Annotated in this window: 16 protein-coding genes and 2 riboswitches; of the genes, 14 read left to right on the top strand and 2 right to left on the bottom strand. The window is 72.1% G+C overall.

Annotated elements, in window-relative coordinates:
• Window positions 1-209 precede the first annotated feature (209 nt).
• The 4 genes from aceA (at window position 210) to cobF (ending at window position 5134) form a co-directional block, all read left to right on the top strand.
• On the top strand, window positions 210-1499 hold the full coding sequence (gene aceA / locus DEJ43_RS27955; protein WP_150253474.1) for an isocitrate lyase: 1290 nt from the start codon (window positions 210-212) through the stop codon (window positions 1497-1499).
• Window positions 1500-1594: 95 nt separating this feature from the next.
• Window positions 1595-3193 carry a malate synthase A gene (gene aceB, locus DEJ43_RS27950; protein WP_015036749.1) on the top strand — a complete coding sequence of 533 codons (1599 nt, stop codon included), beginning with the start codon at window positions 1595-1597 and terminating at the stop codon, window positions 3191-3193.
• On the top strand, window positions 3190-4083 hold the full coding sequence (locus DEJ43_RS27945) for a 3-hydroxybutyryl-CoA dehydrogenase (RefSeq protein WP_015036748.1): 894 nt from the start codon (window positions 3190-3192) through the stop codon (window positions 4081-4083). Before aceB ends, DEJ43_RS27945 begins: the two co-directional genes overlap by 4 nt.
• 268 nt (window positions 4084-4351) lie before the next feature.
• A complete protein-coding gene (cobF, locus tag DEJ43_RS27940) occupies window positions 4352-5134 on the top strand; it encodes a precorrin-6A synthase (deacetylating) (protein WP_015036747.1) in 783 nt (260 codons plus the stop codon).
• A 44-nt stretch (window positions 5135-5178) separates the two neighbouring features.
• Here cobF and DEJ43_RS27935 read toward each other — a convergent pair whose 3' ends face one another.
• Together DEJ43_RS27935 and DEJ43_RS27930 are read right to left on the bottom strand one after the other, a co-directional pair.
• A complete protein-coding gene (locus DEJ43_RS27935) occupies window positions 5179-5505 on the bottom strand; it encodes a hypothetical protein (RefSeq protein WP_145953719.1) in 327 nt (108 codons plus the stop codon).
• Between the two features lie 185 nt (window positions 5506-5690).
• Window positions 5691-7103 carry a prenyltransferase/squalene oxidase repeat-containing protein gene (locus DEJ43_RS27930; protein ID WP_015036745.1) on the bottom strand — a complete coding sequence of 471 codons (1413 nt, stop codon included), beginning with the start codon at window positions 7101-7103 and terminating at the stop codon, window positions 5691-5693.
• A 135-nt stretch (window positions 7104-7238) separates the two neighbouring features.
• A riboswitch (cobalamin riboswitch) is annotated at window positions 7239-7314 on the bottom strand.
• 115 nt (window positions 7315-7429) lie between these two features.
• Window positions 7430-7565: riboswitch (cobalamin riboswitch) on the top strand.
• 109 nt (window positions 7566-7674) lie between these two features.
• On the opposite strand from DEJ43_RS27930, the gene DEJ43_RS37850 reads away from it, so the two are divergent.
• From DEJ43_RS37850 to DEJ43_RS38860, 10 genes are all read left to right on the top strand, one after another.
• Complete coding sequence (locus DEJ43_RS37850) at window positions 7675-10494, top strand: prenyltransferase/squalene oxidase repeat-containing protein (RefSeq protein ID WP_015036744.1); 2820 nt, start codon at window positions 7675-7677, stop codon at window positions 10492-10494.
• Entirely contained in the window at window positions 10491-11447 is a 957-nt protein-coding gene (locus DEJ43_RS27920) for a hypothetical protein (protein ID WP_015036743.1), read from the top strand. The genes DEJ43_RS37850 and DEJ43_RS27920 overlap by 4 nt, the downstream gene beginning before the upstream one ends.
• A gap of 4 nt (window positions 11448-11451) precedes the next feature.
• Window positions 11452-12636 carry an energy-coupling factor transporter transmembrane component T gene (locus DEJ43_RS27915; protein ID WP_015036742.1) on the top strand — a complete coding sequence of 395 codons (1185 nt, stop codon included), beginning with the start codon at window positions 11452-11454 and terminating at the stop codon, window positions 12634-12636.
• Window positions 12633-14288, top strand: coding sequence for an ABC transporter ATP-binding protein (locus DEJ43_RS27910; protein WP_015036741.1), 1656 nt, complete (start codon window positions 12633-12635; stop codon window positions 14286-14288). Before DEJ43_RS27915 ends, DEJ43_RS27910 begins: the two co-directional genes overlap by 4 nt.
• Window positions 14285-15109, top strand: coding sequence for an ECF transporter S component (locus DEJ43_RS27905; protein WP_015036740.1), 825 nt, complete (start codon window positions 14285-14287; stop codon window positions 15107-15109). Before DEJ43_RS27910 ends, DEJ43_RS27905 begins: the two co-directional genes overlap by 4 nt.
• Window positions 15110-15149: 40 nt before the next feature.
• Window positions 15150-15641, top strand: coding sequence for a DUF4430 domain-containing protein (locus DEJ43_RS27900; RefSeq protein ID WP_015036739.1), 492 nt, complete (start codon window positions 15150-15152; stop codon window positions 15639-15641).
• 470 nt (window positions 15642-16111) lie between these two features.
• On the top strand, window positions 16112-17665 hold the full coding sequence (locus DEJ43_RS27895; protein WP_015036738.1) for a prenyltransferase/squalene oxidase repeat-containing protein: 1554 nt from the start codon (window positions 16112-16114) through the stop codon (window positions 17663-17665).
• Window positions 17666-17825: 160 nt separating this feature from the next.
• Complete coding sequence (locus DEJ43_RS27890; protein WP_015036737.1) at window positions 17826-18362, top strand: hypothetical protein; 537 nt, start codon at window positions 17826-17828, stop codon at window positions 18360-18362.
• A 201-nt stretch (window positions 18363-18563) separates the two neighbouring features.
• On the top strand, window positions 18564-18692 hold the full coding sequence (locus tag DEJ43_RS38865) for an adenine nucleotide alpha hydrolase family protein (RefSeq protein WP_459170939.1): 129 nt from the start codon (window positions 18564-18566) through the stop codon (window positions 18690-18692).
• Window positions 18693-18864: 172 nt separating this feature from the next.
• Window positions 18865-18981 carry a hypothetical protein gene (locus DEJ43_RS38860; RefSeq protein WP_459170942.1) on the top strand — a complete coding sequence of 39 codons (117 nt, stop codon included), beginning with the start codon at window positions 18865-18867 and terminating at the stop codon, window positions 18979-18981.
• The last annotated feature ends 49 nt before the right edge of the window (window positions 18982-19030 follow it).

Genomic DNA, 19030 nt, shown 5'->3' with positions numbered 1-19030 from the left:
ACCCGACAGGTCCAGGGCAGGACCGGGACCCGATTCATGCCCTGACTTCGGCAATCCTGGCCTATGAAGACCCCGGATCGGCACAGATTGCTCACCTCCGCCCGTCCGGGCACCCGGCGGGCCGCACCCCTTGACAGGACACTTAGTGCCAGGCCGCGCAGATAGCTGACGGAATTGGCAAAGGACGACCGAAGGAGACGGTGACGGTCATGGCAGGCACGAACACGACGACGGCGGCCGCGGCGGACCTGGCCGCGCGCTGGGCGACGGACCCCCGCTGGGACGGGATTGAGCGCACGTACACCGCGGAGGACGTCGTACGCCTCTCGGGCAACGTCCGCGAGGAGCACACCCTGGCCCGGCGCGGCGCCGAGCGGCTGTGGCGTCAGCTGCACGACCTGGACTACGTCCACGCGCTCGGCGCGCTGACCGGCGGGCAGGCCGTGCAGCAGGTCAGGGCCGGCCTCCAGGCGATCTACCTGTCGGGCTGGCAGGTCGCCGCCGACGCCAACCAGGCCGGGCACACGTACCCCGACCAGAGCCTCTACCCGGTCAACTCCGTCCCGCAGGTGGTCCGCCGGATCAATAACGCGCTGCTGCGCGCCGACCAGATCGCCACCGCCGAGGGCGGCACCGACACCACGGACTGGCTCGCGCCGATCGTCGCCGACGCCGAGGCCGGATTCGGCGGCCCGCTCAACGCCTTCGAGCTCACCAAGGCCATGATCGCGGCCGGCGCCGCCGGCATCCACTACGAGGACCAGCTCGCCTCCGAGAAGAAGTGCGGCCACCTCGGCGGCAAGGTCCTCGTCCCCACCGCCCAGCACATCCGCACCCTCAACGCGGCCCGCCTCGCCGCCGACATCGCCGACACCCCGACCCTGATCATCGCCCGCACCGACGCGCTGGCCGCCACCCTGCTCACCAGTGACATCGACGAGCGCGACGCACCCTTCGTCACCGGCGAGCGCACCGCCGAGGGCTTATACCACGTCCAGAACGGCATGGGCCCCGTCATCGCCCGCGGCCTCGCCTACGCCCCGTACGCCGACCTCATCTGGGTCGAGACAGGCACCCCCGACCTGGCGCAGGCCCGGGAGTTCGCCGAGGCGATCCACGCCCAGTACCCGGACCAGATGCTCGCGTACAACTGCTCGCCGTCCTTCAACTGGAAGGCCGCCCTCGACGACGACCAGATCGCCAAGTTCCAGCGCGAACTCGGCGCCATGGGCTACAAGTTCCAGTTCATCACCCTGGCCGGCTTCCACTCCCTCAACCACGGCATGTTCGACCTCGCCCGCGGCTACGCCGAGCACGGCATGACGGCCTACGTCGACCTCCAGGAGCGGGAGTTCGCCGCGCAGGCACAGGGCTTCACCGCCGTCAAGCACCAGCGCGAGGTCGGCACCGGCTACTTCGACCTGGTGTCCACCGCGGTCAACCCGGCCTCCTCGACGACCGCGCTCGCCGGCTCCACCGAGGAAGAGCAGTTCCACTAAACACCACCGCGACCGGACAGTTCGCGTCCCGGCCGAACGGGGGCGAGCGACCGTCTCCGCCCGCCCCCGTTCCCCTCTCAGCCCAGGAGAGTCCGATGACCACCAGCGCCCCGACCCGTCAGGTCCGTGTCCTGGCCGCCCCCGGCGACCGCCACGACGAGATCCTCACCCCCGACGCCCTCGACTTCGTCGGCAGGCTGGCCGCCGCCTTCGGCGAGCGCCGCCGGTGGGTCCTGAAGGAGCGCCGCCGCCAGGCCATCCGGCTCGCCACCGGCTCCCCGCTCGACTTCCCCGTCGCCACCTCGGGCGTCCGCGCGGACCGCGCCTGGCGGGTGGCCCCGCCCGCGCCGGGCCTGACCGACCGCAGGGTCGAGATCACCGGCCCGCCCGAGCGCCGGATGGCGGTGAACGCGCTCAACTCCGGAGCGCGCGTGTGGATGGCGGACTTCGAGGACGCCACCGCGCCCACCTGGGACAACGTCATCGGCGGGCAGCTGGTCCTGCTCGACGCGATCGAACGGCGCATCGACTTCACCACGCCCGAGGGCAAGGAGTACCGCCTCGGGGAGCACCTCGCCACGATCATGGTCCGGCCGCGCGGCTGGCACCTCGACGAGGAACACCTGGAGTTCGACGGCCGCCCGGTCCCGGCCTCGCTGGTGGACTTCGGCCTGTACTTCTTCCACTGCGCGCAGCGGCAGATCGACGCCGGACACGGCCCGTACTTCTACCTCCCCAAGCTGGAGAACCACTACGAGGCCCGACTGTGGAACGACGTGTTCCTCCTCGCCCAGGAGCTCCTGGGCATCCCCCGGGGCACCGTCCGCGCCACCGTCCTGATCGAGACGATCACCGCGGCCTTCCAGATGGAGGAGATTCTCCACGAGTTGCGCGAGCACAGCGCGGGTCTCAACGCCGGCCGCTGGGACTACCTCTTCAGCTTGATCAAGACCTTCGGCCACCGCACCGACTTCCTCCTGCCCGACCGGGCGAAGGTCACCATGACCGCGCCCTTCATGCGGGCGTACACCGAACTCCTGGTCCGCACCTGCCACCGGCGGGGAGCGCACGCCATCGGCGGCATGGCCGCCCAGGTCCCCAGCAAGGACCCGGCCGCGCACGAGGCGGCTCTGGCCAAGGTGCGGCTCGACAAGGAGCGGGAGGCCGAGGACGGCTTCGACGGCTCCTGGGTCGCCCACCCGGGCCTCGTCCCCGTGTGTCGGGAGGTCTTCGACGGTGTCCTGGGCGACCTTCCGGAGCAGATCCACCGGACGCGTGACGACGTGGAGACCACGGCGGCGGACCTGCTCTCCGTCCGCCGGATCAGCGGCCCGCCCACGGCCGAGGGGGTGCGCACCAACATCGCCGTGTCCCTGCGCTACTTCGACGCCTGGCTGCGCGGTCAGGGGGCCGTGGCCATCGACGGTCTGATGGAGGACGCCGCTACCGCCGAGATCGCCCGCGTCCAGATCTGGCAGTGGCTGCGCCACCGGGTGATCGACCGGGAATCCGTGCTCCTGGTCCTCGACGAGGAGCTGGCACGACTCGGAGCGGAGTACCCGTGGGCCGCGCTCGACGAGATCCGCGAACTCTTCGAGCGGACGGCGCTCGCCGCCGAACTGCCCCTTTTCTTCACCCCCGAGGCCTACACACGCCATCTCGTCCGGACCTCCACCAAGGAAGTGACGGCATGAGCGCCACCGACATCCGCCGCGTGGGGATCGTCGGTGGCGGCCAGATGGGCGCCGGCATCGCCGAGGTGTGCGCGCGAGCCGGTCTCGACACGCTGCTCTGCGAAGCGAACGGTCCCGCCGCCACCGCCGCCCGCGAGCGGATCGCCGTCTCCCTCGAACGCGCCGTCCAGCGCGGCAAGCTCGACCGTCCCTCGGCCGAAGCCGCCCTCGACCGGATCACGACCACGGCGGAACTCACCGATCTGGCCGACCGGCAACTCGTCGTCGAAGCCGTCACGGAGGACGGCGACGTCAAGACGGCGCTGTTCGCGGCCCTCGACAAGATCGTGGAGGATCCGGCCGCGATCCTGGCCACGAACACCTCCTCCCTCCCCGTGATGCGCCTGGGCATGACCACCGGCCGGGCCGACCGGGTCGTCGGGCTGCACTTCTTCAACCCCGTACCCGTACTCCCTCTCGTCGAGGTCGTCACCACCCTGCACACCGCCGCGCAGGTGACCGCCGACGTGACGGAGTTCGCCACCGACACCCTCGGCAAGACCGTCATCCAGTCGCGCGACCGGGCCGGCTTCGTGGTCAACGCCCTGCTCGTGCCTTATCTGCTCTCCGCGATCCGGATGACCGAGTCCGGTTTCGCGACCGCCACGGACGTGGACCGCGGGATGGAACTCGGCTGCGCCCACCCGATGGGACCCCTCAAGCTCGCCGACCTGATCGGCCTCGACACGGTCGCGTCCATCGCCGAGTCGCTGTACGACGAGTTCAAGGAACCCCTGTACGCGCCGCCGCCCCTGCTCATGCGCATGGTGGAGGCCGGGCTGCTCGGCCGGAAGGCGGGGCGCGGGTTCCACACGTACGACCGGGAGGAGAGACCCGGTAGTCCGGGCTGAGGGGCCTGGGCGGCGCGCGAGCACCGGGTGAGGGTCCGGTGCCGTGTGCTGGGAGGGCGGGAAGCGTGGAGGCTTCCCGCCCTCCCTCGCGTTCTCCCGCGTACCACCCCACCGGCCGAGCGGCCGTCGCGGGCCACCCGTAACCTGGCCCGGTCCGCCCTGACCGGACCCGTTCCGGAAGCGGTCGCCCTGGCGTCGCCGGATCGGGCCCCGCGTACCCGACCGGTCCGCTGGGTGGTGGGAATCGATCGCAGTCAAGGGGAGAGCAGTGTCGGACGGTACGAAACACATCGCGGTGATCGGGATCGGTTCCGGGGATCCCGACCAGCTGACGCTCGGCGCCGTGAAGGCCATGCGGAGCACGGACGTCTTCTTCGTCCTGGAGAAGGGCGAGGAGAAGTCCTCCCTCACCCGCCTCCGACGGACCATGCTGGCTGAACACGTACCCGGTCCGCATCGCGTGGTCGAGGCCGAAGATCCGTGGCGCGACCGCGCACAGGGCTCCCGGGGCGGCTACGCCGACGCCGTCCACGACTGGCGGCGACGGCGCGCCGACATCTGCGAGCGGCTGATCCGCGAGGAGCTCGCGCCCGGGCAGCGCGGAGCTTTCCTGGTGTGGGGTGACCCGTCGCTGTACGACAGCACGCTCGCGGTTCTGGAGGAGATCACCGCCCGGGGGAACGTGACGTTCACCTACGACGTCGTCCCGGGGGTCAGCAGCGTGTCCACGCTGGCGGCGCGCCATCGCGTCGGCCTCAACCGGGTGGGCCGCCCGATCCACATCACTCCCGGACGCAGACTGGCCGAGACCGTGGGCAACGACGACGGGGACGTCATCGTCATGCTGGACGCCCACGAATCGTTCCGGCAGTTCGCCGGAGGTGGCACGTGGATCTACTGGGGTGCCTATCTCGGTACGCCGGACGAGATCCTGATCTCCGGCCCCGTCGAGGAGGTCGCCGAGGACATCCGACGGGCACGCGCCGCGGCCAGGGCGGAACACGGCTGGATCATGGACACGTATCTCCTGCGGCCCTGCGGCGACGCCTGACCGACGCGGTGGACGGCGGGAGTCGGGCTTCGCGCCCGACTCCGCTATCCGCCGTCCTGAGTCACAGCCGGGGGCGCCGTCCTCACGCCCCCCGCGCGCCGGGCGCGGTCGAGTCGGCGGTGCGCCTCACCGAGGAGGTCCTCCACGCCGCCTGCGTGCACCTCGTCCCGTTCACCCTCGTCGGCGGCCACCCGGTTGCGTCGCTCGACGAGGGCGGTACCGAGGGATTCGGCCAGCTCGATCACATCGAACAGCGCTTCTCGCACCTTCTTCAACCGGGAGATCTGTGGGCCCAATTGGCGCCGGGACGAGACCAGCGCCTCGTATTCCTGCTCGCTGAGCACCACCATCGGCCGGCCGTCGAGCAGCACGGTCCTCGGTTCCCCTTTCGAGGCCATGGATTACCCGTTCTCCTTGCTGAAGGTTCGTGCGACTCGGCGCATCGAAGGTGTTGCGGACCAGGGGCCGGGTCTCGGCCTCGAGTCGCGTCCAGCGTGCGCAGCGGTCCCGCTCCGCAGGGGCGGGGGCCCTGAGACAGGGCCCCCGCCCGCAGAGATCAGGCGCCCCAGCGCAGTGCGATGGTGTCGCCGACATTGATCGTCTTCTCGCGGAGGGCGCCGGCGAAGGCGGAGCCGTCGACGCTGACCTTCCAGGTGTTCGAGCCACTGTTGGCCTTGCCGTTGACCGCGGTGATCGCCCCGGTTCCAGACGACGGGGTCACACTGCTGACGCAGCCGGCCGGGGTGGCCGCGCTCGTGGCCGCGGCGAGGACGTCACCCAGGGTCGTGGTCGTACCCGTGGGCGTGAAGGACACCGCGCACACCTTGAGGTTCCCCGCGCCGTCGTCGACCGTCAGGGCCAGCTTGGTGGCGGTGCCCGCCGTGAAGGTGGGCTGGGCGACCCACTGCGGGGCACCGGGGGTGACCGGGACCGGCGGGGCGGAGGTGAAGCCGCCCCCGGCGACCGCGCGCAGCGCGTCGATGGAGGAGTACGCCGACGGGGAGGTATCCGCGGGCTTGTACTTGAAGCCGCCCGCCGGGTTGTACTGGTTGGCGAGGAGGAAGTCGACCGGCGTCTTGCCGGGGACCGTGGTGAAGTCGGCCGACTGCGGGTTGATGCCGCAGGCGTTCAGCCCCGCGATGCCCCAGCCGTTGGAACTGGTGTTGACCCCGTACACGGAGTTGAACGCGCCGGAGGAGGCGACCAGCTTGCCCTTGAGGAAGTTCTTGGCCTGCACGATGTCCGTGTCCGTGTTGGGGACGCCGGAGACGCAGAGGGCGGCCATCGCGGCACCGGTCATGTCGATGTCGCCGGCCGAGGCGAGGCCCGTGGCGTTGCCCTCGACCTTCTGGTAGGTCCAGCCGCCGTCGTTGTGCTGGTTGGCCCGCAGGCGGGCGACGATCGCGTCGGTGAGGGCCTGCGGGATGCGGGCGGTGCCCGCCTGGGTCTTCGCGCCGCGCAGCGCGAGGGCGGCGAAGACCGTGCCGTTGAAGTTCGCGGACGGGCCGAAGTAACCGGGCTCGGCCGTCTGCCAGTACGCGTAGGTGTCGGCGACGAGGTTGCGCGAGGCGGAGACGCGGGCCGGGTCGATGCCGGCGGCGTACGCGTTGAGCGTGCCGCGCTCGTAGTCCGTGACCACCGGGGTGGCCGAGGGCCAGGCGGCCGTGGACAGCAGGTTGCGGTAGACGGTTCTGGCGTTCTTGGTGGTGTCGCCGCCGGGGGCGACGTCGACGACGGCCGTACCTGCGGCCGCGAACGCGCTGAACGCCCATTCGTTGGAGAGACCCGAGCCGGCGTAGGAGCCGTCGGCGGCCTGAAGGGACTTGAGGTAGGCGACGCCGTTGGTCTTGGAGGTGGCTATCTGCGCGGGGGTGGAGGTCGCGAAGGCGGGCAACGTGCTGAGGGCGAGGGCGCCGAGCGCGGCGGGCACCGCGAGCGAGAGGCGTCGGGAGATGCGGGGAAGGGGCATGGCCTGCTCCTGGTTTCGGCGGACGCCGGCCGCCCCGGCGGACACCTCGCACCGCCGTACTGGAACACGGCCGGGCATCGCTGGGAGCCGCCGTCCGGAACGCGTGGTACGGCTTCGTGTACTGCATCGCCGTATGGGCATTCGGGCTCGGAGACGGCCCCCGCCGTCCCATACCGCTGCGCGTCAGCTCCGGATTCGCACCGGATTCCCCCACGTGGCAGCCCAGGACGCTACCCGAACGATCAAGGTACCGCCAGCACTGCCGAACGAAGCGGGTGTGAACGGCCTGTTCTCCGGGTGAGACGCACACCACCTTGACGGTCCGAACGGATCCGTGTTGCACTCCCGCTGATAAGCAATCAGCACCAGGGGAAGCCGGTCGAAATCCGGCGCTGACCCGCAACCGTAGGCCCGGCATCATCCCGGGCGAGTCGGAATGCCTGGAGCTGGGACTCAGCACGAAGATCGCCGTCGCGGACTACGGCGTGGTCGTCCCCGCCCTCCATGGCACCAGCCGCCGTGTGGGGCGCATCGCCACGCACTCCACCGCCCGGCAGAGACGAGGGCCGCGGTGGGGACCGAACAGCAGGCGATACGGCAGGGGAGAGCGGGGCAGCGGTTGCTGTCGCTCGTGACCGCCGCCGTTCTGGCGATCGGCGCGGCGATGGCGCTCGTCATGGCGGCCCCGCCGGCCCAGGCCGATCCGATCGCGAAGTGCACGCGCACCAAGGGCGCCATCGTCGCGGTGGACTTCGGCAAGTGGGGCGGCCCGGTCGTCCGAGGCTGCGACACCACCCCCACCACCGGCTACGACCTGCTGCACGCGGGCGGGTTCACCACCGAGGGCACCGGCCACGACGGCCCCGCCTTCATCTGCCGTATCGGCAACCGCTCCTTCAACGCCGGGAAGCAGTACCCCACTCCGGCCCAGGAGGACTGCGTCCTCACCCCGCAGGCCACCGCCTACTGGTCGTACTGGATCGCCTCCCCCGGCCAGAGGAAGTGGACGTACAGCCCGCTGGGCGCCATGTCCCGCACGCTCAAGCCGGGCGATGTGGACGCCTGGGTCTTCGGCGGCACGGATATCGGCGGCACCAAGGGCAGGCCCTCGTTCACACCCGACGACGTCCGCGCGGACGGCGGCGACCCGCCGGCCCCCGGCGACCCGCCCGCCCCGAACGTGCCCCCGGGCACGATCGATCTGCCCGCCGCGACCCGCTGGCTCACCGAGCGGCTGACCAACGGGCAGCGCGTCGTCAACGACGGCGACACGACGCCCAACTACCTCGCCACCACCGACGTCGCCTACGCCCTGGCGGCCACCGACAGCGAGCACCCCACCGCCCGCCGGATCGCGGCCTTCCTCGGCCGTCCCGAGCACACCGACGCGTACGCCTACCCGGCCGGCAAGGACGAGGCGCCGGACGCCACCGCCGCCGCCCGCCTCGCCCTCGTCGCCGAGGCCACCGGAAAGGACCCCCGGAACTTCGGCGGCCACGACCTCCTCGGCGATCTCCTGGCGAATGTCTGCACCAGCGGCTCCGACGCACCCCAGCCCGTCCCCGGCTGCGCGACCAAGGGCGACTTCCGTACGACCGGACAGACCGAGGGCCAGACCCTGGCCGTCATCGCGCTGCTGAACGGCGGCGTCACCCCGCCGGCCGAGTCGGTGACGCGGCTGGCCCAACTCCAGTGCGACGACGGCGGGTTCCCCAGCTTCCTCCTCCTGGACGGCCAGGTATGCGAGAGCGAGGCGCCGACCACCGCACTCGTCGCCCTCGCCCTCCAGCGCGCCGGCGGCCACACCCCGGTGGTCACCAAGGCCCGCTCCTCCCTCAAGAAGGCCCAGTTCAAGACGGGTGCCTGGCCGGCCGCCTCGTACAGCGTCCCGGGCAGCGCGTACGCCACCGGCTGGGTCGCCCAGACCCTGCGTGCCCTGGGCGACCGCGGCCACGCGAACGCGGCGGTCTCCTGGCTCTCCCGCCAGCAGCTCCCCGGCGGCGGCTTCGCCTTCGAGGAGGGCACCCCGGACCCGCTCCTGTACGCCACCACCGCGGCCGTCATCGCCGGCGCGAAGAGCGACCTGGTCACGCTCACGACGAAGGAGCCCGTCCCGCCGACCACGCCCCCGACGACGCCTCCCACCACCCCGCCCACCACGCCTCCCACGACCGGGCCCACCGCTCCCCCGGCCGGTGAGGGACCGGACCTGAAGAAGGGCTCGGCGTACCTCGCCGACCACAAGCGGCTGATCCAGGGCCGGTACTACGAGGGCAGCCCCCGCTTCGCGGACTACGGCATGACCATCGACGGCGCCTACGCGCTGGCCGCCACCGGCCACGACAACGCCACCCTGCGCAACATCGTCGACTTCCTCGACAAGGGCGGCAGGGACGCCTCGAACCGCGGCGTCCACGACTGGACGAAGATCGGTACGAAGTACGCGGGCGGCGGCTTCATCGGCAAGACCGCGGTGCTCGCCGAGACCGTGGGCCGCGACCCCCGGAACTTCGGTGGGAAGAACCTGATCGCCGCGCTCGCCCAGGGCACCTGCGCGGCGGCGACCCCGGCCGAGCCCCGCAAGTGCGCGGGCAAGGGCAACTACACGTACGCGAACTCGGTCTTCTCCCAGTCCCTCGGCATCATCGCCCAGGTCCGGGCGGGCGAGACGGCCGCCGCGGCCCAGCCGGTCACCTACCTGAAGAGCCTGCGCGACCCGGAATCCGGCGCCTGGCCCAGCCTCATCGGCGAGCCGAGCGACATCGAGGTCGACTCGACCGCGATGGCCGCCATGACCCTGGACCTGTTGCCCGACGCCGACTCCCGGGCGTCCGTGGACCGGGCGCTCGTCTGGCTGGCCGACCAGCAGCTGCCCGACGGCGGATTCCCCGGTGCCTCCGGTAACTCCGTGAACTCGGCGGCGCTCGCCGTCCAGGGCCTGTCGCTGGACGCCGAGAAGTACCGGGCCGAGATCGCGAAGGCCCGCAAGTTCCTCGCCTCGCAGCAGAACAAGGACGGCGGATTCAACGTCACCAAGGGCGGCCAGCCGGGATCGGACGTCCGCGCCTCCACCCAGGCGGTCGGCGGCGCCACCGGCATCTCCTTCGGCGTCCTGACCCGGGACATGAGCGGCACCACCCCGGAACCCGTCCCGAGCATCACCGGTCAGCCGGGCACCTCGACACCCGTGATCATCACCCCGGGCGAGGACGGCACTGGCTCCGGTTCCGCCGGAGGCCAGGGAAGCGGCACGGGAAGCGGCGGTAGCCTCGCCGCGACCGGCTCCCAGGTCACCGGCCTCGCCATCGCGGCCGCCCTCCTCGTCCTCACCGGCTGGGGCGCGACCCATGCCGCCCGGAGGCGCCGTGAGACCGACGGCGGTCAGGCATGACCGCCCGGCAGGGCGCCCGCGCCCTCGCCCGTACGACGGCCGCGCTGGGGCTCACCGTGGCGGCCTTCGCCGGCACCACGGCCCCGGCCGGGGCCGCCCCACAGCCGATGGGGCAGTGCACCACCTCGTCCGGAGCCGTGCTCGCCGTCGACTTCAGCCACTGGGGCGGGCCGATCTACCGCTCCTGCGGCACGACGCCCACCACCGGATACGAACTCCTCAACCAAGGCGGCTGGCGCACCACCGGCACCGGCCACGACGGCCCCGCCTTCATCTGCCGCATCGGCTACAGCGGCCACCAGGGAGGCAAGCAGTACCCGACGCCCCAGCAGGACGACTGCGTCCTCACCCCGCCCGCCTCCGCCTACTGGTCGTACTGGCACGCCGACCCGGGCCAGAACACCTGGACCTACAGCCAGCTCGGCGCCATGCTCTACAAGCCCCGGCCCGGCAGCGTCGACCTGTGGATCTTCGGCGGAACCAACATCGAGGGAACGGAAGGGCGCCCCACCGTCACCCCCGACCAGCTGCGCGCCAAGAACACGAAACCGACCGGCGGCAGCAAGCCCGTGCCCCGCGACACCCGGACCGCGGCCCCGCTGCCACCGAACGTCGACACCGGGCCCGCCCCGGAGAACCCGCCACCGGCCGACCCGACCACTCCATCCACTCCTCCGCCCTCCCGCTCGGGCACGGCTAGCCCGACCCCGTCGAAGAGCCCTTCGCCGAGGCCGTCGAAGACCGCCTCCCCGACCCCGTCCGCCCCTCCGTCGGCGACGACGGACTCTCCGACGATGGCAGCCACGGGCCCCAAGGTGGTCGACGCTGCTCCGGCCGCGGACGCAGCCCACGACACCGGCTCGTGGATTCCCGCCGTCGTCACCGGTGTCCTGGGTCTGCTGATCGGCGCCGCCGCCGTGTTCGCGGCCAAGCGCCGCCGTCGTACGGAGTAGCCGCGTGTCCCGCACCGATGCGGCGACCGCTCAGCCGTCCGCGTCCGGCCTCGCGCCGGACGCGGGCGGCCGCCGGCTGCCCCGCACCCTCCATCCCGTCGCCTGGTGGATCTGGGCCCTGGCGCTCGCCACGGCGGTCAGCCGCACCAACAACCCGCTGCTGCTCTTCCTGGTCCTGGCGGTCCTCGGCTACGTCATCACCATGCGCCGCACCGAGGCCCCCTGGGCGCGCGGCTTCAAGTACTACCTCTATCTCGCGCTCACCGTCGTCGCGATCCGGGTGGTGTTCCGCGCGGTCTTCGCCACCGGCATCACACCCCACGACCACTTCCTCTTCTCCCTTCCCCACCTGCCGACTCCGGACTGGTACGCCGGCATCCAGATCGGCGGGCCGGTCTCCCTGGAAGCACTGCTCTCCGCGGCCACCGACGGGCTCCGCCTGGCGTGCATGCTCTGCTGCATCGGCGCCGCCAACACCCTCGCCAACCCCAAGCGGGCGCTCCGCGTCCTGCCCGGCGCCCTGTACGAACTCGGCGTCGCCGTCACCGTCTCCATCAGCGTGGCACCCCAACTCGTGCAGAGCGTCCAGCGCGTCCACCGGGCCCGGCGCCTGCGCGCTGGACGGTCGAAGGGGCTGCGCGCGTTGCGCGGCATCATCGTCCCCGTCCTCGAAGACGCGCTGGAACGCTCCCTGCGCCTCGCCGCGGCCATGGACTCCCGCGGCTACGGCCGGGCCGGCACGGCCACCCGGCGTTCGCGCCGGGCAACGGGCGCGCTGATGCTGCTCGGCATGTGCGGCCTGTGCGCGGGAGCGTACGGACTCCTCGACGCCACCGCGCCCGTGCTCCTCGGCTTCCCGGCGCTGGCGGCCGGCGGGGTCCTGTGCGTGGCGGGGCTCCGCCTCGGCGGGCGGCGGATCACCCGGACCACCTACCGGCCGGACCCCTGGCGGGCCGCCGAGTGGGCCGTCGCAGGCTGCGGCGTCCTGTCCGCCGTACTCCTGTTCAGCAACGCGGGCTTCAACGCCGCGGAACTCAACCCCTCCATCTACCCACTCAGCTGGCCCACGCTCCCACTGGTTCCGGCCGCCGCGATCCTCCTCGCCGGGGCCGCCGGATTCCTGGCCCCGCCTCCCACCCCGCCGGTCCGTCCGGCCGTCCCCGCGCAGCGCACCGAGGAAGTCACGTGATCACCTTCGACCAGGTCACCGTCCACTACGAGGACACGGCCGAGCCCGTCCTGCGCGACGTGAACCTGACGGTGGAGGAGGGCGAACTCTGTCTCGTCGTCGGCCACACCGGCGTCGGAAAGTCGACCCTCCTCGGCGCCGTCAACGGCCTCGTCCCCCACTTCACCGGCGGCACCCTCCACGGCCGGGTCACCGTCGACGGCCGGGACACCGCCGACCACCCTCCGCGCGAACTCGCCGACGTCGTGGGCGTCGTGGGCCAGGACCCCCTCGACGGCTTCGTCACCGACACCGTCGAGGAGGAACTCGCCTACGCCATGGAACAGTTGGCGGTCCCACCCGCCACCATGCGCAAGCGCGTCGAGGAGACCCTCGACCTCCTCGGCCTCGCCGACCTCCGCCACCGGGCCCTCCACGAACTCTCCGGCGGACAGCAGCAGCGCGTCGCCATCGGCTCCGTCCTCACCGCACACCCCCGCGTCCTTGTCCTCGACGAGCCCACCTCCGCGCTCGACCCGACGGCCGCCGAAGAGGTCCTGGCCGCCGTCACCCGGCTCGTCCACGACCTGGGCGTCACCGTCCTGCTCGCCGAGCACCGTCTGGAGCGCGTCGTCCAGTACGCCGACCGCGTCATCCACCTCCCGGGCGACGGGCGCGTCGTGTCCGGCCCGCCCGCCGAGATCTTCCGTACGTCGTCCATCGCCCCGCCCATCGTCGAACTCGGACGCACCGCAGGCTGGTCCCCGCTGCCCCTGTCGATCCGCGACGCGCGGCGGGCCGCGGCGCCCCTGCGGACCCGGCTGAGCGGCGTCGTGCCCCCGGCGGTCCGCCCGGCGCCCGACGCGGACCGTCCGCGGCTGCTGACCGCGCGCGGCATCACGGTGACGTACCAGGGCGTGCCCGCCGTCCGCGAGGTCGACCTCGACCTCCGCAGCGGGGAGATCACCGCGCTGATGGGCCGCAACGGCTCCGGCAAGTCCTCCCTGCTCTGGGCGCTCCAGGGCTCCGGACCCCGCAAGGCCGGTTCGGTCTCTGTCGGGCAGCCCGGCGATCCGAAGGCCCCGGACCCCCGGAAGGTCTCGGCGACCGAGGCCCGCCGCCTCGTCGGTCTGGTGCCGCAGACTCCCACCGATCTCCTCTACCTGGAGAGCGTCAAGCAGGAACTCGACCAGGCCGACGCCGAGTCCGGCGTGGCGGCCGACGGAATCCCGGCGCGCACCCTGCTGGACCGGCTCGCTCCCGGCATCGCCGACACCACCCACCCCCGCGATCTGTCCGAGGGCCAGAAACTCGCCCTCGTCCTGGCCATCCAGCTCGCCGCAGCCCCACGGGTCGTCCTCCTCGACGAGCCCACCCGCGGGCTCGACTACCGGGCCAAAGCCGAACTGACCACAATCGTCGACGGTCTCGCGGCAGAAGGCCGCACCGTCGTCATCTCCACCCACGACGTGGAGTTCGTCGCCCGCGCCGCCGACCGGGTCGTCGTCATGGCCGAGGGGGACATCGTCGCGGACGGCCCCACCGCCGAAGTCATCGTGGCCTCCCCCGTCTTCGCCCCGCAGACGGCGAAGATCCTCGCCCCCTTGCCCTACCTCGCCGTGGACCAACTGGCCTCGGTCCTCGACTCCGACGGAACGGACCCGAGCGCGTGAGCACCTCCCCCGCCGCCATCCGCATCCGCCCACGAGCCGGGATCGTGATCGCCATGGCGGCCTGCCTCGGCGTCGTCGCGTTCTTCTGGCCGTTCCTCGTCGCACCGGGAAAGTTCGGCTCGAACTACGCCCCGCCCCTGATCTTCGGCGTGCTCCTCGTCATCGTGCTCTCCGTCGTCATCTCGGAGATCGCCGAAGGCGGCATCAACTCCAAGGCGCTGGCCATGCTGGGCGTGCTGTCCGCGGTCAACGCCGCGATCCGTCCCCTAGGGGCGGGCACCGCCGGCATCGAGACGGTCTTCTTCATCCTCGTCCTGGCGGGCCGCGTGTACGGGCCGGGCTTCGGGTTCACCCTAGGGTGCACCTCCCTGTTCGCCTCGGCGCTCATCACCGGCGGTGTCGGCCCCTGGATGCCGTACCAGATGTTCGGCTGCGCCTTCGTGGGCATGCTCGCCGGCTTCCTCCCAAAGGCCACCGGCCGCCGGGAGGTCGCCCTCCTCGCGGTGTACGGCTCGCTCTCCGGGTACCTGTTCGGCTTCCTGCTCAACCTCTCCTTCTGGCCGTTCTCGCTCGACCCGAACAGCTCCATCGCCTACCTGCCCGGACTCCCGTTCACCGAGCAGTTCCAGCGGTACCTCGCCTTCGACCTGGCGACCTCGCTCGGCTGGGACACCGGCCGCGCCGTCACCAACCTCGTCGCCATCACCCTGGCCGGCCCCGCCGTCCTCACCGTCTTCCGCCGCGCCGCCCGCAAAGCCCGCTTCCAGGCCCCGATCCGCTTCGCGGGCCGGGACACGAGCCCGGACGGCACCGCCGGATGAACCACGCACCGACCACGCATTCCTTACCGAAAGGAACCTCATGCGCACCACCCTGCTCCGCCGCGCCGCCGTCACCACCGCCGCGCTCGGTCTCGCCCTGACCACCGCACCCGCCGTCGCACAGGCCGAGACCACGGCCACGTTCACGAACGCGCCGGTGAGAGTCACCGTCACCGTCCAGGGCCCGGACGGCCTGCTCTTCCAGAAGAAGATCTTCACCTGGGGCCACGACGTCACCACCGCCACCGGCGGCACCCACAAGTGCGACGGCACCAACGGCAGCGCGCACGCCACGAAGGTCCCGACCCCGACGGCCGCCCTCGACCACGCGGCCAAGCGGAACGGCTTCACCTGGGACGGCACCTGGTACGCCTCCTTCGACGACTTCTCCGTCGACACCGTCAAGGGCGTGAACGGAGGCGGCTCGGCGTACTGGAGCATCTCGGTGAACGGCACCCCGACCCCGGTCGGCGGCTGCCAGTTCGAGATAGAGAACGGCGACCAGGTCGCCTTCACCTGGACTTCCTTCTGACGTTCGGCGTTCCCAGGGCGGCCCGGACCTTCCATGTCCGGGCCGCCCGTGTCCTCCCGTGCGGGACGCCGGTGCCTGAGGCGGTGTCCGACGCAGTGAACTGCGTTGTCGCGAGCGCAATGTGGCGTGTACCGCATGTATCAGGGTGGCCGAAATTGCTTTCACTTGCATAGGATTCGGCCGTTCCGCTTGATGGCGGACGCACAACTGAATGCGTACGCGAGGGAGAGAAGCCGGTGCGAGTCCGGCGCTGACCTGCAACCGTGAGCGGTGGAGTACTCCTTGCCGCGAGCCGGATCACTCTCTCGCGTCCGTGTACTGCTTCTCACTGTCATGGTCTGCAGCGTGGAGCCCGGTCACCGCTTCCCGGGCCCTGGTGTGTTCGTCCCACGGGCACCCTCCAGGGCTCTTCTCATGTCGTCGGCGTTCCGGGGAACATGCTGCGGCCCCTTGTCGAAGGGATCTGCGCCATGCTCGGCGTCAGACCACAGGTCAAGCTCGTCGCCGCGCTGGCGGCCAGCGGCTGCGTACTCGCCGCGGGCCTGGTCGCCCTCAGCCCCAGCGCCGCCGCCGCGCCGCGACACGACCCCGCCGTGGCCGCCGCCCGATGGCAGGCCGGTGAGCTCGACAACGGCGCGATACCCGGCTTCGCCCCTGGCATGTACGACTGGGGCCTGACGATCGACACCCTCATCGCCCTGAAGGCGACCGGCACGGACGGGGCGTCGGCCGACAAGGTCGTGGACACGCTGAAGGCACACGTCCGCGACTACAACAGCTTCGACGCCTGGGGCGAGCCCGGCCAGCGGGTGGCCGGCGCCACCGCCAAGCTCCTCTACGCGGCCGTGGTCGCGGGGGAGGACCCCGCCAAGTTCGGTGCGTACGACCTGCGACAGGAAACACTCGACCTGATCGCCGGACCCTCCGCGGGACTGGAGGAGGGTCGGGTGAAGGACAAGGTCGTCGGGGGCCGCGACGACAGCAACACCTTCGGTCAGTCCCTGGCCGTGCTCGGACTCGCGCGCAGCGGTGACGTGCCGCAGAGCGCCGTCGACTTCCTCATCGACCAGCAGTGCGCGGCGGGCGGCTTCCGCCTCTTCCCGTTCGACCTCGACAGCGGCGACACCACCGTGACCGGAGACTGCGACGCCCAGGGGGCGACCGTGGTACTGGACCCGGACTCCACGGCCATGGCCGTGCAGGCGCTGCTGGCCGCGGCCGAGGACGGTGCGGTGGGTGCCGCCGAGGCCGCCGGGAAGGGTGGTGACTGGCTGGCCAAGACCCAGGACACCGACGGCGCGCTGACCGGATCCGGGCCTACCGCCCTCGCGAACGCCAACAGCACGGGCCTCGGCGGCCAGGCTCTCGCGGCGACGGGGCACCAGGTCGAGGCCGACAAGGCGGCCGACTGGGTCGAGGCCCGGCAGATCAGCGCGTCCGGCGGAGGGGCCGCGGCGGCGGAGAGCGGCGCCATCGCGTACAACGACGCGGCGCTGGCCGACGCGAAGGCCGGCGGCATCGGCGAGTTCCGCGACCAGTGGCGCCGCGCCACACCGCAGGCCGTGCTCGCGCTCGCGCAGGTCCCTCTGGGGAGGATCGGCCTGACCGAGCCTGACCCCGGCCCGGACCCGACCGGCGACCCCACCGGTACCCCGTCGGACGACCCCAGCGACACCCCGACCGGCGACCCGACCGCAGACCCCACCGGTACCCCGTCGCAGGACCCCAGCGACACCCCGACCGGCGACCCGACCGCAGACCCCACCGGTACCCCGTCGGACGACCCGACCGACTACCCGTCGGACGATCCCGGTGCGACCGCGTCGTCCGACGGCACCCGCGGTCCGACGCCCACCGCAGCCGCGAACCCGAACACTGCCACCCCTCAGGGCGGCAGCGGCGGCGTGCTGGCCGCCACCGGCACCAGCGCCCCGGCACTCGCCGGCGTGGCGGCGGGACTCGCCGCGGCCGGCTACGCCGCGGTTCGCACCGCCAGGCGCCGCAGCGAGAGGCCGCGTGCATGAGCACCACCCCACCCGTACGGCCCGGCATGCGCCCGGAGCAGCCCGCCCTGGCCCTCGGCACGGCCTGACTCGGCTCGACCGCCGGGCCCGCCGCCCGAGCGCCGCGCCCGCACTCGGCCGCGACTCCTACGCGCGGCCTCGAACAGAAGGAACGACACGCATGACCAGATCCCCCTACGGCCACGCGATGCGCGCACTGCGCGCCGCTGTGCTGTCCCTCGCGCTGGTCCTGGGCCTGACGGGCCTCGGCCTGGCGTCCGCCCCCGAGGCCACCGCCCTGAACGGCAAGGGGACGGCCGGCTACTGCCCGAACAGCAACGGCGTGACCGTGGTCGTCGACTTCCAGGAGCTCGGCGGCGGCACCATCGTCCGCTGCGCGCCCGGCGACCAGGCCACCGGCCTCGCCGCGCTGGAGAACGCCGGATTCGACGTCACCGGGACCCAGCGCTGGGGCAAGGCCTTCGTCTGCCGCATCGAGGGCAAGCCCACCGCCGCCACCGAGTCCTGTGTGAACACTCCCCCTGCTTCCGCCTACTGGTCCTACTGGCATGCCCCCAACGGCGGCAATTGGACCTACAGCACGTCCGGCGCCTCGGCCCGCAAGCCGGCTCTGGGCAGCTTCGAGGGCTGGTCGTTCTCGCTGAACAAGACCGCGAGCACCAACCCGAAGCCGCGCGTGGCGCCCGTCCGCCCGTAAGACCTCCTCGCACAGGAACCCGCTCCCCCGCGGGTCCCACCCCGCCCGCGATCCAGGCCGCCGAACCCGGCCCGGACCGCGGGCGGGGCCGTTTCCCGACGCCGGGTCGCCTCCCGCGGACGCGTCCCCTTCCCTCGGAGGTGCGCACAGCGGGGAAACCTACGTGTCGGTCTGCCAGTCGCCTCCAGCGACCGGGCACTGGTGCTGCTGTCCGGCGGCCACGACTCCCCCGTCACCGCACACCGTGCCGTGCGCCGAGGCCCGGCCTGCGACTTCGTACAATTCAGCGGAGCGCCCTATACGAACCCGGCGCCCGTCTACAAGGCGTAACGCCCATGCCCGGCGGCTGAACGAGTTCCAGCCGCCGGGGATCCTGCACCTCATAGCCCTCGGCAAGGGGCAGAGGCAGCTCGCGGGCGAGGGGCGGCTCCAGGTGGTGGTCCAGCGCCGACGGATGACTTGAACCGCCTCCGCGCTCGCGGCCGGCACCGGCGCCGAAGCACTGGTCACGAGGGACAGCCTCAGGCAGGTGGCGAGCAAGACCCTGGCCAACCTCGTCCCCGTCGACGAAGCCGCGTCACTGCCCGCGCTGTGCCCGCTGATCGGGCGGGAGGGGTAGGAGATGATCGACGGGGCCAAGGCGATCGGGGCCGCGACCGTCTCGGTAC

Source organism: Streptomyces venezuelae ATCC 10712 (assembly GCF_008639165.1).
GTDB classification, from domain to species: domain Bacteria; phylum Actinomycetota; class Actinomycetes; order Streptomycetales; family Streptomycetaceae; genus Streptomyces; species Streptomyces venezuelae.
This window is presented reverse-complemented; position numbering and strand designations above follow the sequence as displayed.

Bases quoted from the DNA above. Each gene is read 5' to 3' on its own strand.
- aceA (WP_150253474.1), top strand. From the start codon at position 210: ATGGCAGGCACGAACACGACGACGGCGGCCGCGGCGGACCTGGCCGCG.
- aceB (WP_015036749.1), top strand. From the start codon at position 1,595: ATGACCACCAGCGCCCCGACCCGTCAGGTCCGTGTCCTGGCCGCCCCC.
- DEJ43_RS27945 (WP_015036748.1), top strand. From the start codon at position 3,190: ATGAGCGCCACCGACATCCGCCGCGTGGGGATCGTCGGTGGCGGCCAG.
- DEJ43_RS27930 (WP_015036745.1), bottom strand. From the start codon at position 7,103: ATGCCCCTTCCCCGCATCTCCCGACGCCTCTCGCTCGCGGTGCCCGCC.
- DEJ43_RS27920 (WP_015036743.1), top strand. From the start codon at position 10,491: ATGACCGCCCGGCAGGGCGCCCGCGCCCTCGCCCGTACGACGGCCGCG.
- DEJ43_RS27900 (WP_015036739.1), top strand. From the start codon at position 15,150: ATGCGCACCACCCTGCTCCGCCGCGCCGCCGTCACCACCGCCGCGCTC.
- DEJ43_RS27895 (WP_015036738.1), top strand. From the start codon at position 16,112: ATGCTCGGCGTCAGACCACAGGTCAAGCTCGTCGCCGCGCTGGCGGCC.
- DEJ43_RS27890 (WP_015036737.1), top strand. From the start codon at position 17,826: ATGACCAGATCCCCCTACGGCCACGCGATGCGCGCACTGCGCGCCGCT.